Here is a 26,491-nt window from a genome sequence, read left to right as displayed (position 1 = left end):
TAACCCTGTGATGCACCCGATGAGAACCCTTGCCATGAGATTCACGCTCTTCCTCCGCCGCCACCGGCTGCTGCCGGCGCTGCTGGTCAGCCTGCTGCTGGTCGCGTCACAGGCCGCGGCCCAGTCGGTGCCCAAGCCGCAGACCATGATTCCCTCGCCGCCGCAGCTGGCCGCCAGCTCGTGGATCCTGATGGATGCCGACAGCGGCCGGATACTGGCCGAGCACAACTCCCGCGAGCGCCTGCCGCCGGCCAGCCTGACCAAGCTGATGACCGCCTACCTGGTGGAGCGCGAGCTCAATCAGGGCAACATCAGCCCGGACGGCCTGGTGCCGGTCAGCGAGAAGGCCTGGCGCACCGGCGGCTCGAAGATGTTCATCGAGGTCGGCGAGCAGGTGCCGGTCAGCGAGCTCCTGCACGGCATCGTCATCGTCTCGGGCAACGACGCCAGCGTGGCCATGGCCGAGTACCTGGCCGGCGGCGAACGTCCCTTCGCCGACCTGATGAACCAGCACGCGACGCGCCTGGGCATGCACGACACCAACTTCGTCAATCCCACGGGCCTGCCCGACGAGAACCACTACTCCTCGGCCCACGACCTGGCGCTGCTCTCCCAGCACATCATCAACGACTATCCGGAGCACTACCGGATGTATCGCCAGAAGGAGTTCACCTATGGCGGCATCGAGCAGCCGAACCGCAACCGGCTGCTGTGGCGCGATGCCAGCGTGGACGGCCTGAAGACCGGCTGGACCGAGGAGGCGGGCTACTGCCTGGTCGCCTCCGCCGAGCGTGACGACATGCGGCTGATCTCGGTGGTGATGGGCACGGCCTCCGAGGAGGCGCGGGCCCAGGAGTCCCAGAAGCTTCTGAGCTACGGCTTTCGCTACTACGAGACCCTGAACCTGTATGATGCCGGCGCCGTGCTCAACACGCCGCAGGTGTGGGGTGGCGACAAGAACGAGCTGCGCGTCGGCGTCGACAGCAGCGTGGTCATGACCGTGCCGCGGGCACGCGACGACGAGCTCACCGCCAAGCTCGACATCCAGGCCGACCTGACTGCGCCGATCGCCGCCGGCGAGCGGGTCGGCACCATGGAGGTGCGCCAGGGCGAGGAAGTGGTCGGCGAGCGGCCGCTGGTCGCCCTCGAGAGCATCGAGGAGGGCGGCTTCTTCAAGCGCCTGATCGATCAGGTGCAGCGCTTCTTCACCAACCTGACCCGCGGCTGGTTCGACTGAGTCGACGGGCGCACGTCGCCCGCCACGCGCTCGTCGCGGCAAGGCGCCACGGGCAGGGCCCCCTTCGGGCCGGCCCGTGGCGTTTCCGGCCCCCGGCGGCGCCTGTCCGGTTGGTCGCCGCCGCCGCCTTGCGTAGAATAGGGGCATACCCTCCATCCGGACGCGATCATGAGCGACAACTCCCTGCGCGACCTTCGCAAGCCCGCGCCCCGGGCGGGCGATGCGCCGCCGAAGATCACCTTTCCCTGCGACTATCCCATCAAGGTCGTCGGCGATGCCGCCGACGACTTCGCGGCGACGGTCTGTCAGATCGTCGTCCGCCACGACCCGGACTTCGACGCCGAGGGCATCCAGGTGGTGCCGAGCCGCAACGGCCGCTTCGTCTCGGTGCGCCTGACCCTGCGCGCCACCGGCGAGGTGCAGATCAAGGCGCTGTTCGGCGAGCTCAAGGCCACCGGCCGCGTGCACATGGTGGTGTGATGGCGCTCGACAGCACGGCGCCGATCGCGCTGCACCGCCTCGGTCGGCGGCCCTACGGCCCCGTGTGGCAGGCCATGCGCAGCCTGACCGACGAGCGCGACGCCGAGACGCCGGACCAGTTCTGGCTGGTGGAGCACGATCCGGTGTTCACCCAGGGCCAGGCCGGCAAGCCCGAGCACCTGCTGATGCCGGGCGACATCCCGGTGGTCGCCACCGACCGCGGCGGCCAGGTGACCTACCACGGCCCCGGCCAGGTGGTGCTCTACCCGCTGCTCGACGTGCGCCGCGCTCGCCTCGGCGTGCGCGACCTGGTCACCGCCCTGGAGCAGGCGGTGATCGCGCTGCTGGCCGGGCACGGCGTGACGGCCCATGCCCGCCCCGATGCGCCGGGCGTCTACGTGGGGGAGGCCAAGATCGCCTCCCTGGGGCTCAGGATCCGTCGCGGGGCGAGCTTCCACGGGGTGGCGCTCAACGTCGACGGCGATCTCGCGCCCTTCTCGCGGATCAACCCCTGCGGCTACGCCGGCATGGCCATGACGCGCCTGGCCGACCTGGTCGACGACTGTCCCCCCGCGACGGCGGTCGGCATGGAGTTGGCGCGCTGCCTGGCGCGTGAGCTCGGCCGCGAGCTCGTCGAGGGCGACGAGCGCGCCCCCGCCAGCGCCTAGCCGTCCGCGGCTCATGTGATGCAACAAAAGACCCCCACCGTTTGCGGTGGGGGTCTTTGGTGTTCGGGCGCCTCGGCGAGGGCGCCGACGCTCAGCCGACGTTGACGGCGTCGATGCGGTTGGGGTCCGGCGCCTGGCCCGGCACTTCGGCGGGGGCGGCGAGGCCCAGGTTGTTCTTCTCGAACACCCGGTCGGCCCGGTAGCTGGAGCGCACCAGGGGGCCGGACGGCACTTCCATGAAGCCCTTCTCCAGGCCCAGCACGCGGTAGCGTTCGAACTCCTCCGGGGTGACCCAGCGCTCCACCGGCAGGTGGTTGCGGGTGGGGCGCAGGTACTGGCCGAGGGTGACGATGTCGACGCCGATCTCGCGCAGGTCGTCGAAGGTCGCGAGTATCTCCTCGTCGGTCTCGCCGAGGCCCAGCATCAGGCTGGTCTTGGTGATGACCCCGGGGCGGTGGCGCTTGGCGTGGGCCAGCACGTCGAGGGTCTTGCGGTAGCCGGCGCGCGGGTCGCGGACCCGCGAGGTCAGCCGCTCGACGGTCTCGACGTTCTGGGCGAAGACCTCGAGCCCGGAGTCGACCACCCGCTCGATCGCCGCGGGCTCGGCGTCGAAGTCCGGCGTCAGCGCCTCGACGACCACCTCGGGGGTGCGGGCCTTGATGGCGCGGATGCAGTCCGCGTAGTGGCCCGCGCCGCCGTCGGGCAGGTCGTCCCGGTCCACCGAGGTGAGCACGATGTAGCGCAGCCCCATCAGCTCCACGGAGCGTGCGGTGTTCTCCGGCTCCTCGGCGTCCAGCCAGCCCCTGGGGTTGCCGGTGTCCACGGCGCAGAAGCGGCAGGCGCGGGTGCATACCGAGCCCATCAGCATGATGGTCGCCGTGCCGTTGCTCCAGCACTCGCCCTGGTTGGGGCAGTGGGATTCGGCGCACACGGTGCTCAAGCGGTGGGTGGCCACGTTCTTCTTGACCGCCTCGAAGCGCTCGCCGCCGGGAATCTGGGCGCGCAGCCAGCTCGGCTTGCGTCCGCTGACGCCGCCTTCCTCGACCTCGCGACGCACCTTCATGCCGTCCTTGATGGCGGCCGTGCCATGGTCGTTGCGATACTTTTCGCCGCTGGAGACGCGTGGGGAGGGGGTGTCGCTCATAGCTGTGAGCCTCTCTGCTCGCCGGCTGTCTCGCCGGGGCGGCGCTCGGGGCGCGTCGACCGGCGTTTCCAGTCAGCCTGGCACGTCGAATGGTACGGGGATTCAGGCCCCATAACCTACCACAGCCGTCACCTTTCTGGACAGCGGGCGGGGCCAGGGGCGCTGGCCCCCGGCGGCGGGTCAAGGGGGTATGGTCAAGCGCGGGCGCTCAATAGACGGTCATCGGCAGGCAGTCGACGCCGTGGCTCGGCAGCGGGGTCGGGGGCGCGGCGAAGTGCTCGTGGAGCTCGGCGAGGTGCTCGCGCACGAACCGCAGGAACAGCTCGGTCACCGGGGTCGGGAAGTGGTCGCGGGGATGCACCGTGCACCAGGCGTGGCGCAGCGGGAATCCTGGCAGGGCCAGCGGCACGAGCAGTCCTGCCTCGATCTCCAGGCGCACGGCGAGGCGCGGCAGCACGGCCACCCCCAGCTGCGCCATCACCCCCTGCTTGACCGCCTCGTTGGAGCCCAGCTCGATGGCGTGGGGCAGCCAGACGTCCTGTTCGGCCGCCTGCTCCTCGAAGGCGCTGCGCACCCCGGAGCCGGGCTCGCGCATCAGTACGTAGTGGCGCGCGAAGTCCTCCAGGGTGGGGTGTTCGGCCTCCAGCAGCGGGTGACCCGGCCAGACCACGGGCACGAGCTCACTCTCGAGGATCGGCATGAAGGTCAGCTCGTCGCCCTCGGGGACCCGCGCCATGATCACCAGGTCGTCGCGCCGCTCGGCGAGCCGCTCCAGCGCCTGGCGCCGGCTGCAGACCCGCAGGCGCACCACGATATCGGGGTAGTGGGCGCGAAAGCGGGCCAGCAGGTGGGGCACCACGTACTGGGCGGTGGAGACCGCGGCGAGGTTGAGCTCGCCGTTGAGCGTCCCGGCCATGTCGGAGAGGGTCATCTGCAGGCGCGAGACCTGGCCGAAGATCGAGCGGGTCGAGGCGGCCAGCGCATCGGCGGCGGGCAGCAGGTGCAGGGTGCGCCCGGCGTACTTGAAGAGCGGCTGGCCCAGGGCCTGCTCGAGCTGGCGGATCTGGGCGCTCACCGCGGGCTGGGTCAGCCCCAGCGCCTCGGCCGCCCGGGAGTAGGAGTGCTGGTCATAGACGGCACGAAACACCTGAAGCTGGCGAAAGGTCAGGCGGTTGAGCAGCTTGGGTGTGGTCATGTCGGTCTGTCCGCCGGCGCCATGCCGTGGGTCTCTGGGAGTCTGGCGACATGCTAGCACCGCTCGCGCGCCGCCGGCCATCGCTACCGGCGCCGCCGCCGGCCGTGCCGGGTCCTGGTCCCATGCCCGGCGCGGTCCTGGCCCTTGGCAACCATAAGCCCCTCGCAGGAGCGGGGCTCATGCGCTATATTGCAATGCAGCAAAGCCCGTTTTCATGCATCGGTGCCGAGGGCCTCAGGCACGGGAGCACCGAGCAACCCTGGAGCTGATAATGAATCCCCTGATACCGACTCCGGCAGCCGAGGCGCTGCCCTTCATGGATCCGTTCGGTTTCGGACGCGCGGCCTGCGACTACTGGCGCGATACCCTGGAGCGCAGCGTGCTCTTCATGGACGTCATGCGCCGGCGGGGCAACCAGTACCTCGAGCACATCGAGAAGACCAAGCCCAACGTGCTGGGCTTCGAGGCCGAGGTGCTGATGGACGGCCGCGAGCTGGCGCGTCCGGTCAACTACGAGCTGCTGCGCATTGTCCCGCCCGAGGGCGTGGAGACCGACCTGCAGATGCGTCCCTTCGTGGTGGTCGACCCCCGCGCCGGCCACGGCCCGGGCATCGGCGGCTTCAAGCCCGACAGCGAGATCGGCGTCGCCCTGCGCGCCGGACACCCCTGCTACTTCATCGGCTTTCTGCCCTATCCGGTGCCGGGGCAGACCGTCGAGGACGTGGTCGAGGCCGAGGTCGCCTTCCTGCGCCACGTCATCGAGCGCCACCCCGAGACCTCCGAGAAGCCGATGGTGGTCGGCAACTGCCAGGCCGGCTGGCAGATCATGATGGCCGCGGCCCTGGAGCCCGAGCTGTTCGGGCCGCTGCTGATCGCCGGCTCGCCGCTCTCCTACTGGGCCGGCGAGCGGGGCGGCGCCCCGATGCGCTACACCGGCGGCCTGACCGGCGGCAGCTGGATGACCTCGCTGTTCAGCGACCTGGGGGCCGGGCTCTTCGACGGCGCCTGGCTGGTGCAGAACTTCGAGCGCCTCAACCCGGCCAACACCTGGTGGACCAAGCAGTACCGGCTCTACGCCCAGGTCGACACCGAGGCCGATCGCTATCTGGAGTTCGAGCGCTGGTGGGGCGGCCACGTGGTGTTGGGCGGCGACGAGATCCAGTACATCGTCGACAACCTCTTCATCGGCAACCGCCTCTCCACCGCCCAGCTGGTGACCTCCGACGGGCGGCGCATCGACCTGCGCAACGTGCGCTCGCCGGTGGTGGTGTTCTGCTCCCGCGGCGACGACATCACGCCCCCGCCCCAGGCGCTCGGCTGGGTGCGCGACCTCTACGAGGGGGTCGAGGACGTGATCGCCAACGAGCAGACCATCGTCTACTGCGTGCACGACACCACCGGCCACCTGGGCATCTTCGTGTCCGGCAGCGTGTCCCGCAAGGAGCACGCCGAGTTCACCGCCAACATGGACTACATCGACGTCCTGCCTCCCGGCCTCTACGAGACCACCGTCTCGTCCGCCGCCGAGCGCGAGGACGCCGAGCTGATCGAGCGCGACTACCTGCTCGAGTTCACGCCGCGCACCATCGAGGAGCTCGACCGCGAGGTCCAGCATCGTCCCGAGGACGACACCCGTTTCGCCGCGGTGGCGCGCATCTCCGAGATCAACCTGGGCTTCTACCGCGCCTTCCTGCAGCCCTGGGTGCAGGCGATGGCCACTCCGGAGTCGGCCAAGTGGATGCGGCGCATGCACCCCAACCGCCTGGGCTATCGGCTGCTCTCCGACCGCAACCCGCTGATGACCGCCGTGCCGGTGCTGGCCGACCAGGTACGGGCCGATCGCCATCCGGTGCACGAGGACAACGTCTTCCGGGCCGTGGAGGGCATCCTCTCCGACCAGGTCACGCGCAGCCTGAACGCCTGGCGCGACCTGCGCGACAGCGCCAGCGAGCGCTTCTTCCTGGACCTCTACGGCCAGCCGCTGCTGCAGGCCATGGTGGGACTGGGTGGTGACGCCCACGTGCACCGCCGTCGCCCGGGCGCCGAGGCGGAGCATCGCCGCTTCATCGAGCGCCGCCGCGAGGACGTCCATCGCGCGATCACCGATGGCGGCAGCCACGAGGCGGTCATGCGCTCGGTGATCCATGTGCTGGGCGGTGCCCCGGCCACCGACGAGCGCAACTTCAAGCGGCTGCGCGCCTCCCGGGCCGAGCTCGAGCCGGGCGCGGAGCTGGCCGACTTCAAGCACCTGGTGCGCGAGCAGTTCTTCACTCTCCAGCAGGATCACGAAGCGGCTCTGGAGGCGATTCCGACCCTGCTCAAGGGGCAGGCGGCCGGGGAGATCGACGCTCACCTCGCGCATATCGAGCACGTGCTGGCCGCCAGCGGCGAGCTCAGCGAGCACGCGGCGGAGCGCTTCGAGCGTATCAAGGCGCTGTTCCACCAGGCCATCGATCACGCCCCCGAGCAGGAGCAGGAGGCGCGTCGCGACGCCGAGGCGAGCCTCGTCCGCGAGGCCGAGGCCGGAGAGCTCGCCCGCCGCGAGGTGGAAGGCCTGATGGAGGCGCTGCCCGTCGCCGAGCCGCCCCGGGCCGGCAAGGCGCCTCAGGCGCCACAGGCGAAGGACGCCGAATCGCAGGACCCGGAGGCGCCGAAGGCGGCCGCTCCGGCCGGCGATGCGGCCTCGGAACCGGCCGCGCCGCCGACCGGCGTCAAGCGCAAGCCGGCGAGCCGTGCCGCCCCGCGCCGGCGCACCTCGCGCAACTCTGGCAAGAAGTGATCGCCATGACGTGAACGCGACGCCGGTCAGGCCCCTGTGCCGGCGTCGAGAACCCCACGCCCCCGCCCTTCGGCGGGGGCGTCGTCGTTGATGCCCGGACGTTCTCGGCTTGGCGTCCCGCGACCCGGCGGTCTAGGTTCAAGGAGCCGCCCGCCGGGGGGCGACTGGCGTGAAGCCGATCGCTGGGGTAGGGTAAGCGCATTTTTCACCCGTCGCAGCGGACGGGTCGATACCGTCTGGCGCGAGCCGTCACGCTGGCGCCATCAGCACAGTGGAGCACTATGGGCAAGTCACTGGTCATCGTCGAGTCGCCGGCCAAGGCGAAGACGATCAACAAGTATCTCGGCAACGACTTCATCGTAAAGTCGAGCGTGGGGCACATCCGTGACCTGCCGACCAGCGGCTCGGGCAAGACGGCGACGGACCCCAAGGAGCGCGCTCGACAGGCGGCGGCCACCCGCAAGATGTCGCCGGAGGAGAAGGAGGCGCATCGCAAGCGCAAGGCCCACGACCAGCTGATCCGGCGCATGGGCATCGACCCCGAGCACGGCTGGAAGGCGCACTACGAGATCCTGCCGGGCAAGGAGAAGGTGGTGGCCGAGCTCCAGAAGCTCGCCGAGAAGGCCGATGCGGTCTATCTCGCCACCGATCTGGACCGCGAGGGGGAGGCCATCGCCTGGCACCTGCGCGAGACCATCGGCGGCGACGAGACCCGCTACCGGCGCGTGGTGTTCAACGAGATCACCAAGAACGCCATCCAGGAGGCCTTCGAGGATCCCGGCCAGCTCAACATCCCGCGGGTCGAGGCCCAGCAGGCGCGTCGCTTCCTCGATCGGGTGGTGGGCTTCATGCTCTCGCCGCTGCTGTGGGCCAAGATCGCCCGCGGCCTCTCCGCCGGCCGGGTGCAGTCGGTCGCGACGAGGCTGATCGCCGAGCGCGAGCGCGAGATCCACGCCTTCATCCCCGAGGAGTTCTGGGACGTCCACGCCGACCTGCGTCCGTCCGGCGATGACGCGACGCCGGTGCGCTTCGAGCTGGTGCGCCAGGACGGCAAGGCCTTCCGGCCCACCTCCGAGGCCGAGACCCTCGAGCGTATCGCGGCGCTGCGCGAGGCGAGCCTCGCGATCACCGGGCGGGAGGACAAGCCCACCCGCTCCAAGCCCAACGCCCCCTTCATCACCTCGACGCTGCAGCAGGCGGCCAGCGGCCGGCTGGGCTTCTCGGTGAAGAAGACCATGACGCTGGCCCAGCGCCTCTACGAGGCGGGCTACATCACCTACATGCGGACCGACTCCACCAACCTCTCCCGGGACGCGGTGGAGGGGGTGCGCGAGTTCATCGGCGAGGAGTACGGCGCGCGCTACCTGCCCGAGGCGCCCAATCGCTACTCCAGCAAGGAGGGCGCCCAGGAGGCCCACGAGGCGATCCGTCCCTCCGAGGTGACCCGCCGCGCCACCGATCTGGCCGGCATGGAGCGCGACGCCGAGCGCCTCTACGAGCTGATCTGGCGCCAGTTCGTGGCCTGCCAGATGACCCCCGCCGAGTACCTGTCGAGCACCCTGACCGTGGAGGTCGACGGCTTCGAGCTCAAGGCCAAGGGCCGGGTGCTGAAGTTCGACGGCTACACCCGGGTGATGAAGCCGATGGGGCGCAAGGACGAGGACCAGTCCCTGCCGGACCTCGCCGAGGGCACCCCGATGACCCTCGAGCGCCTCGATCCCCAGCAGCACTTCACCAAGCCGCCGGCTCGCTACACCGAGGCGAGCCTGGTCAAGGAACTGGAGAAGAAGGGCATCGGCCGGCCCTCGACCTATGCCGCCATCATCTCCACCATCCAGGACCGCGGCTACGTCAAGCTGGAGAACCGGCGCTTCTACGCCGAGAAGCTCGGCGACATCGTCACCGAGCGGCTCAAGGAGTCGTTCCCGGACCTGATGGACTACTCCTTCACCGCGCGCATGGAGGACAGCCTCGACGAGGTGGCCGAGGGCGAGCGCAACTGGCAGGAGCTGCTCGATGCCTTCTACGCCGAGTTCCAGAAGGAGCTCGCCGTGGCCGAGAGCGAGGAGGGCATGCGGCCCAACCAGCCGGTGCCCACCGACATCGACTGCCCGAGCTGCGGGCGCAAGATGCAGATTCGCACCGCCTCCACCGGCGTCTTTCTGGGCTGCTCCGGCTACAACCTGCCGCCCAAGGAGCGCTGCAAGACCACCATCGACCTGCTGCCCGGCGACGAGGCGGTGGCGGCCGATGCCGGCGAGGACGCCGAGACCGACGCGCTGCGCGCCAAGCACCGCTGCCCCAAGTGCGGCACCGCCATGGACAGCTACCTGATCGACGAGACGCGCAAGCTGCACATCTGCGGCAACAGCCCGGACTGCGACGGCCACGAGATCGAGCAGGGCAAGTTCCGCATCAAGGGCTACGACGGGCCGACCATCGAGTGCGACAAGTGCGGCAGCGAGATGCAGCTCAAGACCGGTCGCTTCGGCAAGTACTTCGGCTGCACCAACAGCGAGTGCAAGAACACCCGCAAGCTGCTCAGAAGCGGCGAGGTGGCGCCGCCCAAGATGGATCCCATCCCCATGCCGGAGCTCGCCTGCCAGAAGGTCGAGGATCACTACGTGCTGCGCGACGGTGCCAGCGGGCTCTTCCTGGCGGCCAGCAAGTTCCCCAAGAACCGCGAGACCCGCCCGCCGCTGGTCGCCGAGCTCAAGGCTCACGCCGAGGAGCTTCCCGAGAAGTACCGCTACCTGCTGGAGGCGCCCACCGAGGATCCGGACGGTCGCCCGGCGCAGATCCGCTTCTCGCGCAAGGCGAAGGAGCAGTTCGTGATGACCGATGAGGGCGGCAAGGCCACCGGCTGGAAGGCCACCTTCGAGGGCGGCAAGTGGCACGTGGAGGACAAGCGCAAGTGACCCCGAAAGCTCGCACCAACCAGCTGCTCTACCAGGCCGAGCTGCTGCTCGCGCTGCCGGCCGGCGACGACGAGCACGCCGAGGCGCGCCGCATGGCGGCGGAGGAGGGCGGGCTGGCCCTGCTCGAGCTGGCGCTGGAGTCGCTGCTGCGCGAGGTCACCGAGCATGCCCACCTCGAGCGCCACGACTGGCGCGAGCTGCTCGGCCCCGAGGGGGCCGGCATCGCCGAGCTGCACCGCCTGCGCGAGCTGGCCGCCCGCCCCGAGAGCTGGCTCTCCGGGCTGCTCGCCCGGCTCGAGGCGCTGCACGGCACCGACGGCGTGGCCCGGCGTCGGTCCGGCAATCCGGGGCTGATCGCCGTGGGCGGCGGGGCGTCGCTGGCCGAGGAGCTCGCCGAGTGCGTGCGCGAGGCCAAGCGCGAGATCGCCGCGCTGCGCGAGACCAGCGAGGAGTGGTAGTGGCGTCCCGACAGGCCGCTCGGGAGCGCGTCGCGCTGCTGGTCGACGTGCAGAACGTCTACTACACCGTGCGTCAGGCCTTCGGTCGCCATTTCGACTACCACGCCTTCTGGCGCCGCTTTGCCGCCGACCGCGAGGTCGTCATGGCCAATGCCTATGCGATCGACCGCGGCGACCCCAAGCAGCGCCAGTTCCAGGAGATCCTGCGCGGCATCGGTTTTTCGGTGAAGCTCAAGCCCTTCATCCAGCGCAGCGACGGCTCCGCCAAGGGCGACTGGGACGTCGGCATCGCCCTGGACGCCATGGAGGCCGCGTCCCACGTCGACCGACTGGTGCTGGTCTCCGGCGACGGCGACTTCGACCTGCTGGTCGAGCGGCTGCGCGAGCGCCACGGCGTGACGGTGGAGGTGGTCGGCGTTGCGCGCCTCAGTGCCGATTCGCTGATCCGCGCGGCGAGCCGCTTCGTGCCCATCGAAGGCGAGCTGTTGCTGTAAACGGGAGCGATCAGGATGTGAGCGGCGGCGATAACCGGTACAATCGCGCCCCCTTCACGCACTGACTGGACGCTTCATTGATCTCCACCGCCAATATCACCATGCAGTTCGGCGCCCGGCCGCTGTTCGAGAATGTCTCCGTCAAGTTCGGCAACGGCAACCGCTACGGCCTGATCGGTGCCAACGGCTGCGGCAAGTCCACCTTCATGAAGATCCTCGGTGGGGATCTGGAACCGTCCTCGGGCCAGGTGATGGTCGAGTCCGGCGCCCGGCTCGGCAAGCTGCGCCAGGACCAGTTCGCCTTCGAGGACGAGCGGGTCATCGACACCGTGATCATGGGCAATGACGAGCTGTGGCAGGTCGCCGCCGAGCGCGAGCGCATCTACGCGCTGCCGGAGATGAGCGAGGCGGACGGCATGGCCGTGGCCGACCTCGAGGTGCGCTTCGCCGAGCTCGACGGCTACACCGCCGAGGCTCGGGCCGGCGAGCTGCTGCTGGGGCTGGGCATCCCGTTGCACCAGCATACGGGCCCCATGAGCGAGATCGCCCCGGGCTGGAAACTGCGCGTGCTGCTCGCCCAGGCGCTGTTCGCCGACCCCGACGTGCTGCTGCTCGACGAGCCCACCAACCACCTGGACATCAACACGATCCGCTGGCTGGAAGGCATGCTGACCGCCCGGGACGGCACCATGATCATCATCTCCCACGACCGCCACTTCCTGAACAGCGTCTGCACGCACATGGCGGACCTGGACTACGGCGAGATCACGCTCTTCCCCGGCAACTATGACGACTACATGACCGCCGCCACGGCAGCCCGCGAGCGTCAGCATGCCGACAACGCCAAGAAGAAGGCGCAGATCGCCGAGCTGCAGGCCTTCGTCAGCCGCTTCTCGGCCAACGCCTCCAAGGCCAAGCAGGCCACCTCCCGGGCGCGGCAGATCGACAAGATCAAGCTCGAGGAGATCAAGCCCTCCAGCCGGGTCAGCCCCTTCATCCGCTTCGAGCAGGGCAAGAAGATCCATCGCAACGCGGTCAACGTCGAGGCGATCACCAAGGGCTTCGAGGCCGACGCACCGCTCTTCGAGCGCCTCTCGATGACCGTGGAGGCCGGCGAGCGCATCGCCATCATCGGCCCCAACGGCATCGGCAAGACCACCCTGCTCCGGACCCTGGCCGGCGAGCTGCACCCGGACGCCGGCGCGGTGCGCTGGACCGACAGCGCCGAGGTCGGCGTCTTCGCTCAGGATCACGCCGACGACTTCGCCAATGACGCCACCCTCTTCGAGTGGATGGCGCAGTGGACCACCGGCGGTGAGCAGGAGGTCCGCGGAGCGCTGGGGCGGATGCTCTTCTCCAGCGACGACATCGGCAAGTCGGTCAAGGTGATCTCCGGCGGCGAGCAGGGGCGCATGCTGTTCGGCAAGCTGGCCCTGATCAAGCCCAACGTGCTGCTGATGGACGAGCCGACCAACCACCTCGACATGGAGTCCATCGAGGCGCTCAACCTGGCGCTCGAGAACTACCCGGGCACGCTGATCTTCGTCAGCCACGACCGCGAGTTCGTCTCGTCGCTGGCCACCCGCATCCTCGACATGAGCGGCGACGGCATTACCGACTTCAGCGGCAGCTACGACGACTACCTGCGCAGCCAGGGCCTCTACGGCTGATCGTTGCGGCCCGGCGGCCGGCGATGCCGCCGACCGCGCGAGCGCATATCGGATGATCTGCATCAAGCGTAATGGCGACGGCTTGGCTAGGCTGAAGGCAGGATCCACTCGCCCGCGTCGGGCCATCACCGGGAGGAGCGTCTCATGCGCTTTCATCAGGTCAAGGAGCTGGTCGCCTGGGCGGCCGACTATCATCAGGGGCTGGCCGAGCGCTACGAGCAGCTGGCCGGCGGCGAGGTCAGCGATCGCGTCCGCATGGCCCTGGAGTACCTGGCCGAGCATGAGCGCAAGATGCAGACCGAGCTTGCCCGCTATCTCGAGGAGGGCGGTGACCACCGCAAGGTCCTCGAGACCTGGTTCGATGACCCGGCCGACTTTCCCCATGCGCCCACCCTCGACCGTCTGACTCGGTGCATGGCCTGCGACAGCGTCCAGGACGTGCTGGCCACGGCCCTGACCATGCATCGCACCCTGCAGGACCTCTATGCGCACCGCACCGAACGGGCATCGATCGAGGCGGAACGGGAGTTCTTCGCTTCCCTGGCCGGCGGCCACGAGGCCGAGGTGCGACGCCTGGCCCGCGACATGCAGCGACTCGAGGACTACTAGTGGAAGGAGGCCCGCCGATGAATAGCGAGCGGCCACCGCTTCAGGCAGCGCTGCTGCCCCGCCTGCAGGCCCGTCGCGCGCCCGAGTCGGGCGCCGAGGCCGAGGGAGAGGCCGGGGACGAGGCCCTGGCGGCCCATCTGCTGATCGAGGACGCCATTCGGGCGCGGGCCAGCGATATCCATCTCGATCCCTTCCAGGATCAGTGGCGGATCCGCCTGCGTATCGACGGCCGGGTCATCGACGCCCTGGTGCTCGAGTGGGGCGAGGGGTTGGCGCTGGTCAACCAGTTCAAGGTGCTGGCCGGCCTCGATCCGATGCCGTCCCGGGTCGCCAGCGAAGGAAGCCTGAGCTGGCCCGCCCCGGACGAGGCCACCCGGGAGAGCTTCCTGAGGGTCACGGCGGTGAACTGCGTGGCTGGCGAGAAGCTGGCCGTGCGCTTCCTGGCCCCGCCCCGGACCTTCCACGACCCCCTCGCCCTGGGGGTCGGCGAGCAGGGGGCTCGGGGCATTCGTCGCTGGATGGATGCCACCGGCGGCATGCTGCTGGTGGCCGGCCCCACCGGCGCCGGCAAGACCACCACCCTCTATACCCTGCTCCACCAGCTGCGGCTGGGGGACAGCCATGTGGTGACCCTGGAGGATCCGGTGGAGTACGCCATCCCCGGGATCAACCAGATCCAGGTGGATGCCGACAACGGCCTCGATTTCGCCACCGGCACGCGCTCCCTGCTGCGGCTGGATCCCGATTACGTGCTGATCGGCGAGATCCGCGACCCCGGATCCGCGGCCGCCGCGGTCAGCGTGGCCGGCAGCGGCCGCTCGCTGATGGGGACCCTGCACAGCCGCGACGCCGTGGGGGTCGTCTCCGCCTTGCGACAGCTGGGGCTGGTCGATGCCGAGATCAGCGCCACTCTGGGCCTGGTGATCGCCCAGCGGCTGGTGCGTCGGCTGTGCGAGCACTGCCGAGAGCGGCGTCCGACCGAGCCCCAGGACGTCGAGTGGCTCGAGGCGGTGGCGCTCGAAGTGCCGCGGCAGGCCTGGTATCCCGTGGGCTGTGAGCGATGTGACGGCCTGGGCTACCGGGAGCGCACGGGGGTGTTCGAGATCTGGCAGCCGACCCCGCACGATCACGCCCTGCTGCTCAAGCACGCCGATGACGCCGTCTTGCGACGCGCGCTGCGGGAGCGTGGCGAGACGCTGATGCTCGCCGATGGTCTGGCCAAGGCCGCGGACGGCATCACCAGCCTGCGCGAGATCTATCGCATGGGCGCGATCCTGCCTGGCTGAGCGGTCTACGCCGGCCGCGCCTTGCCGGCCGCCCCTGACAGGGTCGACGCAATGCGGTATAACGTCTGCCCACACGCTTCGCTTCACTTCACCACGTCCCAGAGATGGCCCCGATGAATCACCTCTCTCGCCGCCGCTTCGGCCTGCTGGCGCTGGGCTCGCCCCTGCTGCTGCTGGGTGCGTCCGCTTCTGTGTCCGCGTCCGCGTCCGCCAGTCCCATGGATGACCTTCTCTCCCAGGCGATCGTGCCTCGCCACGGCGGGGAGCGCTGGGTGCTGGTGGATGACGACGAGGCGAGCCTCGAGATCTACCAGGGCAGCCGGGTGCTGGAGCGCTTCCCGTCGGTCTCGCTGGGACGCGGCGGGGCCAGGCCCCAGCGTCGGCAAGGCGATCGGGCCACGCCGCTGGGCGAGTTCCGGGTCAATCGCTTCAATCGGCGGAGCAAGTTCCATATCTTCATCGGCCTGGACTATCCCACGCCGACCCATGCCCGCATGGCCCTGGAATCCGGGGTCTACAGCCAGCAGGACTACGACGACTACTTCTCCTACTACCGTCGTCACGGCTATCCGCCCCAGGACACGGTCCTCGGCGGTTTCATCGGTATTCACGGCCTGGGGGAGGGAGATCCCGACATCCACCGGCGCTTTCACTGGACCGATGGCTGCGTGGCGGTGACGGACCCGCAGGTAGAGCGCTTGTCGTCGCTTATCGACATTGGCACACGCGTCGTGATCCGCTAGGCTTTACATGCGCAAGGGGCGTTCTAAGCTAAGGATAAGCGCCGTGACGTACTCCGTGACGTACTTTAGAACAGCGTTTGACTCCCCATGCTTCGCAGCCGAACTCGCTGCACGAAGTCCTGCATCTGCAGGAAGCCTGATTCCCAGGCAACATCAACGCAGTACCAAGGAAGACTCAAGGAGAACACCATGACTCTGAAGACTACCCTGAAGCTGACCGCCGCCGCTGCTTCTCTGGCCGTGCTGGCTGGCTGTGCCTCTACCGGCGCCCTGGAAGAAGTTCGCATGACCGCCGAGTCTGCTCAGGCCGACGCTGCAGAAGCTCGCAGCATCGCTACCCAGGCGCAGAACACTGCCAACCAGGCTCAGCGTGATGCTCAGGCGGCCCTGCAGATGTCTCAGCAGAACCGCGAAGAGATGAACCGCATGTTCGAGCGTTCCATGCGCAAGTGATCGTTCTCCACCGCCCGGTAGGGCGGTAGCGGACCATCAGACAAGGGCCTCGCCATTTCGGCGAGGCCCTTGTCGTTTCTGGCTGGACCACGGCCGGGCGAACGGCGCGATGCTGCGCCCCGGGTCGGGCCGATGGCCGGCCGGGAGAGGGGCAGGAGAGAGGGGCGAGCAGAGGGGAGAGAGATCGGCCCGCCACGGTCGCGCGAGGCGGCCTGGGCGGGCAGGCGGGTGGCATCAGTGCCACCCGAGATCGCCGGCCGGCAGGGTCCTGCCGGCCGGACGGGCTGCGGGGAGGGTCAGCCCTCCCGGGTCGCGTCGTCGCTCGAGCGGGGCTCGGCGGCGATCAGCTCCAGGCGCTCGTAGAGCGTCTCGGGGACCGGTTCGGGCTCCGTGACCTCCAGGGGGATGGGCATGCCGCGGGGCACTTCCACGACCTCGCGCAGCCGGGCGTAGTCCACCGGGTAGTCGAGGCCGCTGATCGCGGTGTCGACCTGGGAGAGCGCCTCGGTGATGCGCTGGATGGAGGTGCCGTCCTCCTCGTCCAGATAGGGGTAGGCCTGGACATGCAGCACGCCGTCGGCCCAGCCGAGCTTGAGGGTCTCGTTGATCAGCTTGACCTTGGTGCCGATAGGCAGGCGCGGGAAGAGGGCCTCGATGTCCTCGGGCAGCATGCGGATGCAGCCGTGGGTGACCCGCATGCCGACGCCCTCGGGGCGATTGGTGCCATGGATCAGGTAGCCGGGGATGCCCAGGCGCATCTTGCGCGAGCCCATCGGGTTGTCGGGGCCCGGTGGCACCACGCTGGGGAGGGGGTCGCCGGCCTCTGCATGCTCGCGCCGGATCGACGCCGGCGGATACCAGGCCGGATTCTTGACCTTCTCGGTGATCCGGGTCTCGCCCAGCGGCGTCTTCCAGTCCATGCGGCCCACGGCGATGGGGTAGGTCTCGACGCGGGGCGTCTCGCCCTCTTCGGCGTGCGGGTAGTAGTAGAGGCGCATCTCGGCCACGTTGACCACCACGCCTTCGCGGGGGCCTTCGGGGAGGATGAAGCGGCCCGGGATCACCACCTCGGTCCCCTCGTAGGGCGCCCAGATGCTGATGTCGGGGTTGGCGCGGACCATCTCCTCGTAGCCGATGCCGTGCTCGTGGCCGATGTCGATCAGGGTGTCTTCTTTCTCGCTGACGACGGTGTAGACCTCGCCGACGAGATCGCCCTCCTCGGGGAGGGGGTAGTGGCCGCGCGGCCAGTCGTCGGTGTCGGCCTGCAGGGGCGCGGACAGGGCGGCGAAGAGGCCCAGTGCGGTGGCGAAGCGGGCGGAGCGCCCGAGCGGGGAATAGTGCGTCATCGAGTCATGTCTCGTGGTTACCGGTCGTCGGGGGCTGCGATGGGCCCTTCCTGGGCGTCTTGACCCTATAGTATCGCCCGGCGCGACCGGTTTCTGCCAGTTGGGGCGGGTGGATCGGCAAGGGCGCATCCACCCGCGGTGTCGTTGCTCAGGCCGCCTCGGCCTTGCGATTGAGGGTCTCGAGGAGCCCCTCCACCGCCGCGAAGCGCGCCTCCTCCTGCTCCATGCTCGCCTCGAAGCGCAGGGTATCGGCGCCGTCGAGGCGGTAGCGGTCGGGCGCCTGCTGGATCAGCTGCACCAGCACCAGCGGATCGACGGCGGTCTGGCCGGAGAAGATCACCCGGCCCTTCTCGGGGCCCGCCTCCAGGCGGGCGATGCCCAGGCGCTCGGCGCGCTGCCGCAGGCGGGTCTGGCGCAGCAGCGTCTTGACCGGCGCCGGCAGCAGGCCGAAGCGGTCGATCATCTCCACCTGCAGCTCCTTGAGCTCCGCCTCGTCGGCGGCGCTGGCGATGCGCTTGTACATCACTAGGCGCTGCTGGACGTCGTGCAGGTAGTCGTCGGGGATCAGCGCCGGCAGGTTGAGGCTCACCTCGACGCCCTGATCCAGCGGGGCCTCGATGTTGGGGGTGCGTCCCTCGCGAATCGCCTTCACCGCGCGGTCGAGCATCTGCATGTAGAGCCCGTAGCCGACGGCCTCCATCTGGCCGCTCTGCTCCTCGCCGAGCAGCTCGCCGGCCCCGCGGATCTCCATGTCGTGGCTGGCCAGGGTGAAGCCGGCGCCCAGGTCCTCGGCGCCGGCGATCGCCTCCAGGCGCTTGACGGCATCCTTGCTCATGACCCGCGGCGGCGGGGCGAGCAGGTAGGCATAGGCCTGGTGATGGCTGCGCCCGACGCGGCCGCGAAGCTGGTGGAGCTGGGCCAGGCCGAACCTGTCCGCGCGCTCGATGACGATGGTGTTGGCGCTGGGCACGTCGATGCCGGTCTCGATGATGGTCGAGCAGACCAGCACGTTGAAGCGCTTGTGGTAGAAGTCGGACATGATCCGCTCCAGCGAGCGCTCCGGCAGCTGGCCGTGGGCGACGCCGACCCGCGCCTCGGGCACCAGCTCACGGACCTTCTCGGCGGCGGTCTCGATGGTCTTGACCTCGTTGTGCAGGAAGTAGACCTGGCCGCCGCGCAGGATCTCGCGCAGGATCGCCTCCTTGATCACCGCCTCGTCGCGCTGCTGGACGAAGGTCTTCACCGAGAGGCGGCGGGCCGGCGGGGTGGCGATGATCGAGAGGTCGCGGATGCCGCTCATGGCCATGTTGAGCGTGCGGGGGATCGGCGTGGCGGTCATGGTCAGGATGTCCACCTCGCTGCGCAGGCTCTTCAGGCGCTCCTTCTGGGCCACCCCGAAGCGGTGCTCCTCGTCGATGATCAGCAGGCCCATCTTGGGGAGCCTGGTGCTCTTGGAGAGCAGCTTGTGGGTGCCGATGACGATGTCCGCCTGGCCCTCCTCGATGCGCTTCAGGGAGGCCGCCTGGCCCTTGCCGGCGGTGAAGCGCGAGATCAGCTCGATGTTCACCGCGGTGTCGGCGAAGCGGTCGCGGAAGTTCTCGAAGTGCTGGCGGGCGAGCAGGGTGGTGGGCACCAGCACCACCACCTGGCGGCCGGCGTGGACCGACAGGAAGGCGGCGCGCATGGCGACCTCGGTCTTGCCGAAGCCGACGTCGCCGCAGACCACCCGGTCCATGGGGCGCGGCGCGGTCAAATCGCCGATCACGGCCTGGATGGCGGCGCGCTGGTCGGGAGTCTCCTCGAAGGGGAAGCTGGCGGCGAAGCGGGCGTACTCCTCGTCGGGCGGCGGGCAGGCGAAGCCTTCCCGCGCCTCGCGGCGGGCGTAGATGTCGAGCAGCTCGGCGGCGGTGTCGCGAATCTTCTCGGCGGCGCGGCGGCGCGCCTTCTCCCACTGGTCGGAGCCCAGCCGGTGCAGCGGGGCGAGCTCGTCGTCGGCGCCGGCGTAGCGCGAGATCAGGTGCAGGCTGTCCACCGGCACGTAGAGCCGGGCGCCCTCAGCGTACTCCAGGGTCACGAACTCGGCGGCCTGGCCGCCGGCCTCCAGGGTCTCGAGGCCGCGATAGCGGCCCACGCCGTGGGCCTGGTGGACGACCGGCGCGCCGGGATGCAGCTCCGAGAGGTGGCGGATCGCCAGCGCGCCGTCGTCGGTGGCCTTCTCGCGGCGGCGGCTCTGGCGGACCACCTCGCCGAACAGCTCGGTCTCGCTGATCACCGCGAGATCCGGGTCGGTCAGCCACAGGCCGGCATCGATCTCGCCCTCGGTGATGGCCAGGCGCGCCTCGCTCTTGAGGAAGGCGGCGAAGTCGTCGACGTGGGGCAGGGTGAGTCCCAGCGGCGCCAGGGTCTCCTCCAGGGCCTCGCGCCGGCCGCGGGACTCGGCGACGAACAGCACCCGCGTGGCGGGATGGTCGTCGAGGAAGGTCGAGAGGGCCGCCAGCGGGTGCTTGGCCCGGGCGTTGACCGTCACCGTCGGAGGGGCCTGGCTGGCGGGCATCACGGCGTGGCGGTGTTCGGCCTCCTCGGTCAGCGCCACTCGGGGGTGGCGCTTGATGCCCGCGAAGACCTCGGCCACCGGCACGAAGGCCCGGTGGGGCGGCAGCAGCGGGCGGGTCGGGTCGACGCCGAGGTTCTCGTAGCGGCTCTCGATGGCGGCCCAGTGGTGCTCGGCCGCGTCGAAGACGCCGGGCAGCATGGCCACCCGGGTGCCCTCGGCCAGGTGCTCGAAAAGCGTCGCCGTCTCGTCGAAGAACAGCGGCAGGTACTGCTCGAGGCCGGGGGAGGGGATGCCCTTGAGGGCGTCCACGTAGAGCGGGCACTGGCGCGGGTCGACGTCGAACAGGGTCTCGAAGCCCTCGCGGAAGCAGGCGATGGCCGAGCGCGACAGCGAGTACTCGTGGGCCGGCAGCAGCTCCACCCGATCGACGCGGTCGGCGCTGCGCTGGGTGTCGGGATCGAAGTGGCGCAGGGTGTCGATCTCGTCATCGAACAGGTCGATGCGCAGCGGCGCCTCGGCGCCCATGGGGAAGAGGTCGATCAGCGCGCCGCGCAGGGCGTACTCGCCGGGCTCGAAGACCGTCTCCACGGCGCGGTAGCCGGCGCGCGACAGGGCGTTGCGGAAGCCCTCGCGGTCCAGGGTCTGGCCCGCCTCCAGGGTCATGACGCGCCCGGCGATGTAGTCCACCGGCGGCAGGCGCTGCATCAGGGTGTTGATGGCCACCAGCACGATGCCGTGCTCGCCGTCCTGCAGGCGGCGCAAGGTGCGCAACCTCGAGGAGACGATGTCCTGGTGCGGCGAGAAGCTGTCGTAGGGCAGCGTCTCCCAGTCGGGGAAGGGCATCACCGGCATCCGCCCATAGAAGCCCAGGTCGCTTTCCAGGCGCTGGGCCGAGGCGGTGTCGGGGGTGATCACCAGCAGCGGGGCGTCTTCGGCGAGGTGCGCCAGGGCCAGGGCCGTGGCGCTGCCCGCCGGGGTCTGCCAGTAGAGGATGTCGCGCAGCCCCTGGGGGCGTGGCGGGTCGAGCGGCGAGAAGTTCGGCATGCGATTCGGTTACCCAACCGTGTTCGTGAGCGGTGTGCAAGAGTGGCTTCATCATACCAGCCCCGGCGTGGCGCTGTAGTCGCGGGCGGGTTTCTGTAAAACCCCTACAGCGGCTGCGACCATCCTGCGATTGCCCCCAGGAGCGTCGCCCCGGATAATACCCCCCACTTACCCTCACTATTCTCACCAGGAGAGGCCAGCCGTGAGCCAGCAGTCCCCCGATACCGTCTTCCAGGAATGGCACGACAACCAGGCGATCGCCGAGCAGATGATCCCGATGATCGGCAGCCTCTATCGCCACAATAACGTGGTCGTGACCATGTACGGGCGGTCGCTGTTCAACCGTAGCGTGATCCGCATCCTCAAGGATCATCGCTTCGTGCGGAAGGTCGAGGGGACCGAGCTCTCCGTGCAGGACACCTTCCCGCTGGTCAAGGCCATGATGGACCTGAACCTGGGGCCGGCCCACGTCGACGTGGGCAAGCTGGGCGTGGCCTTCAAGCAGCGCGGCGACGCCGACGCCGAGGCCTTCCTGCGCGACGAGCTCAGCGAGATCGTCGATGCCCACGACCCGGACGCCGGCAACGGCAAGCCCAAGGACGTGGTGCTCTACGGCTTCGGCCGTATCGGCCGTATCCTGGCCCGGGTACTGGTCGAGAAGGCCGGCGGCGGCAACCTGCTGCGCCTGCGCGCCATCGTGGTGCGCGGCCGCGGCGACATCGCCAAGGACCTGGAGAAGCGCGCCAGCCTGCTGCGTCGCGACAGTGTCCATGGCCCGTTCAACGGCACCATCAGCGTCGACGTCGAGTCGCGCACCCTGATCGCCAACGGCAACGCCATCAAGGTGATCTACGCCGACTCGCCGGCCGAGGTCGACTACACCGCCTACGGCATCGACAACGCCGTGGTGGTCGACAACACCGGCATCTGGCGCGATGCCGAGGGCCTAGGCCAGCACCTCGCGTGCAAGGGCGTGGCCAAGGCGCTGCTGACCGCCCCGGGCAAGGGCGAGGTCAAGAACATCGTCTACGGCATCAACCACCAGGACATCCGCGACGAGGATCGCATCATCTCCGCGGCCTCCTGCACCACCAACGCCATCGTGCCGGTGCTCAAGGTGCTCAACGACGAGTTCGGCGTCGAGCATGGCCACGTCGAGACCGTGCACTCCTACACCAACGACCAGAACCTGATCGACAACTACCACAAGGGCGATCGTCGCGGTCGCAGCGCCCCGCTCAACATGGTGCTCACCGAGACCGGGGCCGCCAAGGCGGTCGCCAAGGCGCTGCCGGAGTTCGAGGGCAAGCTGACCGGCAACGCCATCCGCGTGCCGACGCCCAACGTCTCCATGGCGATCCTCAATCTGCGTCTGGACCGGGAGACCGACGCCGAGACGCTGAACGACTTCCTGCGTCGCATGTCGCTGGATTCGCCCTACCAGAAGCAGATCGACTTCGTCGATTCGCCGGAGGTGGTCTCCACCGACTTCGTCGGCAACCGTCACGCCGGCATCGTCGATGCCAAGGCGACCATCGCCAACGGCAAGAACGCCGTCCTCTACGTCTGGTACGACAACGAGTTCGGCTACAGCTGCCAGGTGATTCGCATCCTGCAGCAGGTCTCCAACGTGCACTTCCTCAAGCTGCCCCGCGCCCAGGCCTGATGCCCCGCGGCGGCGCCGGTCCCGCCAGGATCGACGCCGCCCGCGGTGAGCTCGCCGCGGCGCCGAGCGCTCGCTAACCCCCGCTGGAGCCTGGCTCCCGCGGGGGTTTTGCGTTGCCGGTCGCGGCGGGTGCGGCGCGGCCTGCGACATCGTTACCCCTTGCATGGTGGCGCGCTTTGCGACCTAAGGGCAGGTGGTCATCCCTGACGCTTGTCTTTATAATACGGTGGATTTTTCGGGGTGGTTCGAGCGAGCCTCGGGCCTGTCTGGTAACGTACTGAAAACAGAAGAATTCGAATCCATTCGAACCCCTTTCTTCATCTATCCGATCCATCAACTGGGCGAGACTATGATCGAAGTCAAGAAAGGCCTGGATCTCCCCATCGCGGGGACGCCGGAGGCGCGTATCGAGGATGCGCGGCCGGTGCGCCATGTGGCCGTCCTGGGCACCGACTACGTCGGCATGAAGCCGACCATGGAGGTCCGTGAGGGAGACAGGGTCAAGCTTGGCCAGCTTCTCTTCACCGACAAGAAGATCGATGGCGTGCGCTTCACGGCCCCGGCGGCCGGCGAGATCGTCGCCATCAACCGTGGCGAGAAGCGCAAGCTGCTGTCGGTGGTGATCAAGGTCGACGAATCCGAGGAGGCGGTCGAGTTCACCGCCCACGGCCGCGACAAGCTGGAGAGCCTGGAGCGCCAGACCGTCGTCGACCAGCTGGTCGAGTCGGGGCTGTGGACGGCGCTGCGCACGCGTCCCTTCTCGCGCACGCCGGCCATCGACAGCGCGCCGACCGATATCTTCGTGACGGCCATCGATACCCATCCGCTGGCCGCCGATCCTGCCGTGATCATCAACGAGCAGGCCGAGGCCTTCGAGGATGGCCTGAAGGTGCTGACCCACCTCACCGAGGGGCAGGTCTACCTCTGCACGGCGCCCGAGGCGCGCGTGCCGGGCGGCGACCTCAAGGGCGTCCAGCAGGAGACCTTCGCCGGGCCGCATCCGGCCGGCCTCGTGGGCACCCACATCCACCATCTCTCGCCCGTGGCCCTGCACAAGCGCGTCTGGCACCTCGGCTATCAGGACGTCATCGCCTTCGGCAAGCTGTTCGCCGAGGGCAAGCTCGACGTCAACCGCGTGATCGCCGTGGGTGGCCCGCGCGCCAAGAATCCGCGCCTGCTGCGCACCCGCCTCGGGGCCAGCACCGAGGAACTGCTCGACGGTGAAGTCGTCGAACCCACCGGAACCCGCGTGATTTCCGGTTCGGTGTTCTCAGGATTCACCGCCGAGGGGAGCCTCTGCTACGTGGGGCGCTTCCACCATCAGATCAGCCTGCTCGAGGAAGGCAACAAGCGCATCTTCATGGGCTGGATGTCGCCCGGCGCCAACCGCCACTCGGTGATGGGCATCTATCTCTCGAAGATCAAGGGCCTGCGCAACTACGCCCCGACCACCTCGACCAACGGCTCCGAACGCGCCATGGTGCCGGTGGGGGCCTACGAGCAGGTGATGCCGCTGGACATCCTGCCCACCCAGCTGCTGCGTACGCTGATCGTCGGCGATATCGAGACGGGAATGTCACTGGGCTGCCTGGAGCTGGATGAAGAGGACCTCGCGCTGTGCACCTACGTGTGCCCCGGCAAGTACGAGTACGGTCCCATCCTGCGTGACAATCTCACCATGATCGAGAAAGAGGCCTGATGATGGCTATCCGACAGACACTCGATAATCTCGAGCCGCACTTCCACAAGGGTGGCAAGTACGAGAAGTTCTATCCCCTCTACGAGGCGGTGGACACCATCTTCTACACGCCGCCGAGCGTGGCCAAGACCACGGCGCACGTGCGCGACGGGATCGACCTGAAGCGCATCATGATCACCGTCTGGCTGTGCACCTTCCCGGCGATGTTCTTCGGCATGTGGAACGCCGGCTGGCAGGCCAACCTGGCCATCGCCGAGGGCTTCGGCGCCCCGAGCGGCTGGCGCGAGGCGATCATCATGACGCTCGCCGGCGGCCATGACCCGAGCAGCCTGTGGGCCAACCTGGTGCTCGGCGCCACCTACTTCCTGCCGATCTACCTGGTGACCTTCGTGGTCGGCGGCTTCTGGGAGGTGCTGTTCGCCATCAAGCGCGGCCACGAGGTCAACGAGGGCTTCTTCGTCACCTCCGTGCTCTTCGCCCTGATCCTGCCGGCCACCATCCCGCTGTGGCAGGTGGCGCTCGGCATCACCTTCGGCGTGGTGATCGGCAAGGAGATCTTCGGCGGCACCGGCAAGAACTTCCTCAACCCGGCGCTGACCGGTCGCGCCTTCCTCTACTTCGCCTATCCGGCACAGATCTCCGGTGATGCGGTGTGGGTGGCGGCCGACGGCTACACCGGCGCTACGGCGCTCTCCCTGGCCTTCCAGGAGGGCATGACCGCGCTGTCCGAGACCTTCAGCTGGTGGGATGCCTTCCTCGGCTTCGTGCCCGGCTCGGTGGGCGAGACCTCGACCCTGGCGATCCTGATTGGTGCCGCGGTGCTGCTGTGGACCAAGATCGCCTCCTGGCGGATCATGCTGGGCGTGTTCCTGGGAATGGTGGCGACCAGTGCGCTGTTCAACCTGATCGGCTCCGACACCAACGCCATGTTCGCCATGCCGTGGTACTGGCACCTGGTGGTCGGCGGCTTCGCCTTCGGCATGGTCTTCATGGCCACCGACCCGGTCTCCGCCTCCATGACCAACCAGGGTCGACTGATCTTCGGCGCCCTGATCGGTGTCATGACCGTGCTGATCCGCGTCGTCAACCCGGCGTTCCCCGAAGGCATCATGCTGGCGATCCTGTTCGCCAACCTGTTCGCCCCGCTGATCGACCACTTCTTTGTACAGGCCAACATCAAGCGCCGCCTGCAGCGCACCGGTGTGCCGGCCGAGGAGACTGCCTGATGGCACAGAGCAACAACTCCATCAAGAAGATCCTGACGGTGGCGTTCGCACTATGTATCGTGTGTTCGATCATCGTCTCCACCGCCGCCGTGGCGCTGCGCTCCAAGCAGCAGCTCAACCAGGAGCTCGACCGCAAGTCGAACATCCTGGCCGTGGCCGACCTCTATGAGCCGGGCATGGACATCGAGGAAGCCTACAGCGAGCAGATCACGCCGCGCGTCGTCAACCTGGAGACCGGCGAGTATTCCGACGACTTCGACCCGCAGAGCTACAACAGCTTCCAGGCGGCCAAGGACCCGGCCCAGTCCCGCACGCTGTCCGGCGAGAAGGACATCGCCGGCCTGTCGCGGCTGGAGAAGCACAGCACCGTCTATCTGGTGGGCAACCCGGACGACCCCCAGCAGCTGATCCTGCCGATCCGCGGCCAGGGGCTGTGGGGCTTGATGCGCGGCTACCTCTCCGTGCAGGGTGACGGCAACACCATCAACGGCATCACCTTCTACTCGCACTCCGAGACCCCCGGTCTGGGCGGCGAGGTGGACAACCCGCGCTGGAAGGCCCAGTGGGAAGGCAAGGAGATCTTTGCCGAAGACGATAGCGTGCAGCCGGCCATTCAGCTCGTGAAGGGCGGGGCCAGCAGCGAGACCGAAGTCGATGCGCTGTCCGGCGCCTCGCTGACCAGCAAGGGGGTCTCCAACCTCCTGCAGTTCTGGCTCAGCCCGCAGGGCTTCGGCGAGTACCTGGCCAAGTTCCGCGAGGACATCTCCCGGTCCGAGGTTCAGGGAATGGCCACCGCGTCCGACGACACTGAAGGAGCCTGAT

The 26,491-nt window shown here is 68.8% G+C and carries 20 protein-coding genes; 16 read left to right on the top strand and 4 right to left on the bottom strand.

All coding sequences use genetic code 11. The features are described from left to right. Positions 1-34 precede the first annotated feature (34 nt). The 3 genes from C9F13_RS02200 to lipB all read left to right on the top strand — a co-directional run bounded on the left by C9F13_RS02200 (position 35) and on the right by lipB (position 2,385). Entirely contained in the window at positions 35-1,237 is a 1,203-nt protein-coding gene (locus C9F13_RS02200) for a D-alanyl-D-alanine carboxypeptidase family protein (protein WP_108444600.1), read from the top strand. 168 nt (positions 1,238-1,405) lie between these two features. After that, on the top strand, positions 1,406-1,717 hold the full coding sequence (locus C9F13_RS02195) for a YbeD family protein (protein WP_108444599.1): 312 nt from the start codon (positions 1,406-1,408) through the stop codon (positions 1,715-1,717). Further along, positions 1,717-2,385, top strand: a complete 669-nt coding sequence (gene lipB / locus C9F13_RS02190) for a lipoyl(octanoyl) transferase LipB (protein ID WP_108444598.1) — start codon at positions 1,717-1,719, stop codon at positions 2,383-2,385. Before C9F13_RS02195 ends, lipB begins: the two co-directional genes overlap by 1 nt. Positions 2,386-2,476: 91 nt before the next feature. Here lipB and lipA read toward each other — a convergent pair whose 3' ends face one another. Both lipA and C9F13_RS02180 read right to left on the bottom strand, forming a co-directional pair. Next, positions 2,477-3,529 (bottom strand): lipoyl synthase, encoded by a 1,053-nt coding sequence (gene lipA / locus C9F13_RS02185; RefSeq protein ID WP_108444597.1) that lies wholly within the window; start codon positions 3,527-3,529, stop codon positions 2,477-2,479. 208 nt (positions 3,530-3,737) lie between these two features. Then, positions 3,738-4,724 carry a LysR family transcriptional regulator gene (locus C9F13_RS02180; protein ID WP_108444596.1) on the bottom strand — a complete coding sequence of 329 codons (987 nt, stop codon included), beginning with the start codon at positions 4,722-4,724 and terminating at the stop codon, positions 3,738-3,740. Positions 4,725-4,995: 271 nt separating this feature from the next. Here C9F13_RS02180 and C9F13_RS02175 point away from each other — a divergent pair, with 271 nt between their 5' ends. The 9 genes from C9F13_RS02175 to C9F13_RS02135 all read left to right on the top strand — a co-directional run bounded on the left by C9F13_RS02175 (position 4,996) and on the right by C9F13_RS02135 (position 16,134). Further along, positions 4,996-7,503 carry a DUF3141 domain-containing protein gene (locus C9F13_RS02175; protein WP_108444595.1) on the top strand — a complete coding sequence of 836 codons (2,508 nt, stop codon included), beginning with the start codon at positions 4,996-4,998 and terminating at the stop codon, positions 7,501-7,503. A 281-nt stretch (positions 7,504-7,784) separates the two neighbouring features. Beyond that, positions 7,785-10,421 carry a type I DNA topoisomerase gene (gene topA, locus C9F13_RS02170; RefSeq protein WP_108444594.1) on the top strand — a complete coding sequence of 879 codons (2,637 nt, stop codon included), beginning with the start codon at positions 7,785-7,787 and terminating at the stop codon, positions 10,419-10,421. Further along, positions 10,418-10,879: a DUF6586 family protein gene (locus tag C9F13_RS02165; protein WP_108444593.1), complete on the top strand. Its 462-nt coding sequence runs from the start codon at positions 10,418-10,420 to the stop codon at positions 10,877-10,879. The genes topA and C9F13_RS02165 overlap by 4 nt, the downstream gene beginning before the upstream one ends. After that, on the top strand, positions 10,879-11,373 hold the full coding sequence (locus C9F13_RS02160; protein ID WP_108444592.1) for a LabA-like NYN domain-containing protein: 495 nt from the start codon (positions 10,879-10,881) through the stop codon (positions 11,371-11,373). The genes C9F13_RS02165 and C9F13_RS02160 overlap by 1 nt, the downstream gene beginning before the upstream one ends. A 77-nt stretch (positions 11,374-11,450) precedes the next feature. Further along, positions 11,451-13,043: an ABC-F family ATPase gene (locus C9F13_RS02155; protein WP_108444591.1), complete on the top strand. Its 1,593-nt coding sequence runs from the start codon at positions 11,451-11,453 to the stop codon at positions 13,041-13,043. A gap of 144 nt (positions 13,044-13,187) precedes the next feature. After that, positions 13,188-13,652 (top strand): hypothetical protein, encoded by a 465-nt coding sequence (locus tag C9F13_RS02150; protein ID WP_108444590.1) that lies wholly within the window; start codon positions 13,188-13,190, stop codon positions 13,650-13,652. Between the two features lie 17 nt (positions 13,653-13,669). Continuing rightward, positions 13,670-14,938, top strand: a complete 1,269-nt coding sequence (locus C9F13_RS02145; protein WP_108444589.1) for a GspE/PulE family protein — start codon at positions 13,670-13,672, stop codon at positions 14,936-14,938. Positions 14,939-15,051: 113 nt separating this feature from the next. Continuing rightward, on the top strand, positions 15,052-15,681 hold the full coding sequence (locus C9F13_RS02140) for a L,D-transpeptidase family protein (RefSeq protein WP_108444588.1): 630 nt from the start codon (positions 15,052-15,054) through the stop codon (positions 15,679-15,681). 189 nt (positions 15,682-15,870) lie between these two features. After that, the gene (locus C9F13_RS02135; RefSeq protein WP_108444587.1) at positions 15,871-16,134 is read left to right on the top strand and encodes an Lpp/OprI family alanine-zipper lipoprotein; all 264 of its coding nucleotides are present in this window, start codon (positions 15,871-15,873) and stop codon (positions 16,132-16,134) included. 296 nt (positions 16,135-16,430) lie between these two features. On the opposite strand, the gene C9F13_RS02130 is transcribed toward C9F13_RS02135, so the two are convergent. Beyond that, the gene (locus C9F13_RS02130) at positions 16,431-17,480 is read right to left on the bottom strand and encodes a L,D-transpeptidase family protein (RefSeq protein WP_108444586.1); all 1,050 of its coding nucleotides are present in this window, start codon (positions 17,478-17,480) and stop codon (positions 16,431-16,433) included. Positions 17,481-17,628: 148 nt separating this feature from the next. Further along, positions 17,629-21,078 carry a transcription-repair coupling factor gene (gene mfd, locus C9F13_RS02125; protein WP_108444585.1) on the bottom strand — a complete coding sequence of 1,150 codons (3,450 nt, stop codon included), beginning with the start codon at positions 21,076-21,078 and terminating at the stop codon, positions 17,629-17,631. Between the two features lie 202 nt (positions 21,079-21,280). On the opposite strand from mfd, the gene C9F13_RS02120 reads away from it, so the two are divergent. From C9F13_RS02120 to C9F13_RS02105, 4 genes are all read left to right on the top strand, one after another. After that, positions 21,281-22,744 carry a glyceraldehyde-3-phosphate dehydrogenase gene (locus tag C9F13_RS02120; RefSeq protein WP_108444584.1) on the top strand — a complete coding sequence of 488 codons (1,464 nt, stop codon included), beginning with the start codon at positions 21,281-21,283 and terminating at the stop codon, positions 22,742-22,744. 349 nt (positions 22,745-23,093) lie between these two features. Next, entirely contained in the window at positions 23,094-24,443 is a 1,350-nt protein-coding gene (locus tag C9F13_RS02115; protein WP_108444583.1) for a Na(+)-translocating NADH-quinone reductase subunit A, read from the top strand. Further along, positions 24,443-25,669 carry an NADH:ubiquinone reductase (Na(+)-transporting) subunit B gene (locus C9F13_RS02110; RefSeq protein WP_108444582.1) on the top strand — a complete coding sequence of 409 codons (1,227 nt, stop codon included), beginning with the start codon at positions 24,443-24,445 and terminating at the stop codon, positions 25,667-25,669. The genes C9F13_RS02115 and C9F13_RS02110 overlap by 1 nt, the downstream gene beginning before the upstream one ends. Further along, on the top strand, positions 25,669-26,490 hold the full coding sequence (locus tag C9F13_RS02105) for a Na(+)-translocating NADH-quinone reductase subunit C (protein ID WP_108444581.1): 822 nt from the start codon (positions 25,669-25,671) through the stop codon (positions 26,488-26,490). The genes C9F13_RS02110 and C9F13_RS02105 overlap by 1 nt, the downstream gene beginning before the upstream one ends. The last annotated feature ends 1 nt before the right edge of the window (position 26,491 follow it).

It is taken from the genome of Halomonas denitrificans, from assembly GCF_003056305.1.
Taxonomy (GTDB): domain Bacteria; phylum Pseudomonadota; class Gammaproteobacteria; order Pseudomonadales; family Halomonadaceae; genus Halomonas; species Halomonas denitrificans.
Note: the sequence above shows the minus strand (reverse complement) of the source record. Positions and strands in the feature narration are given on the sequence as shown.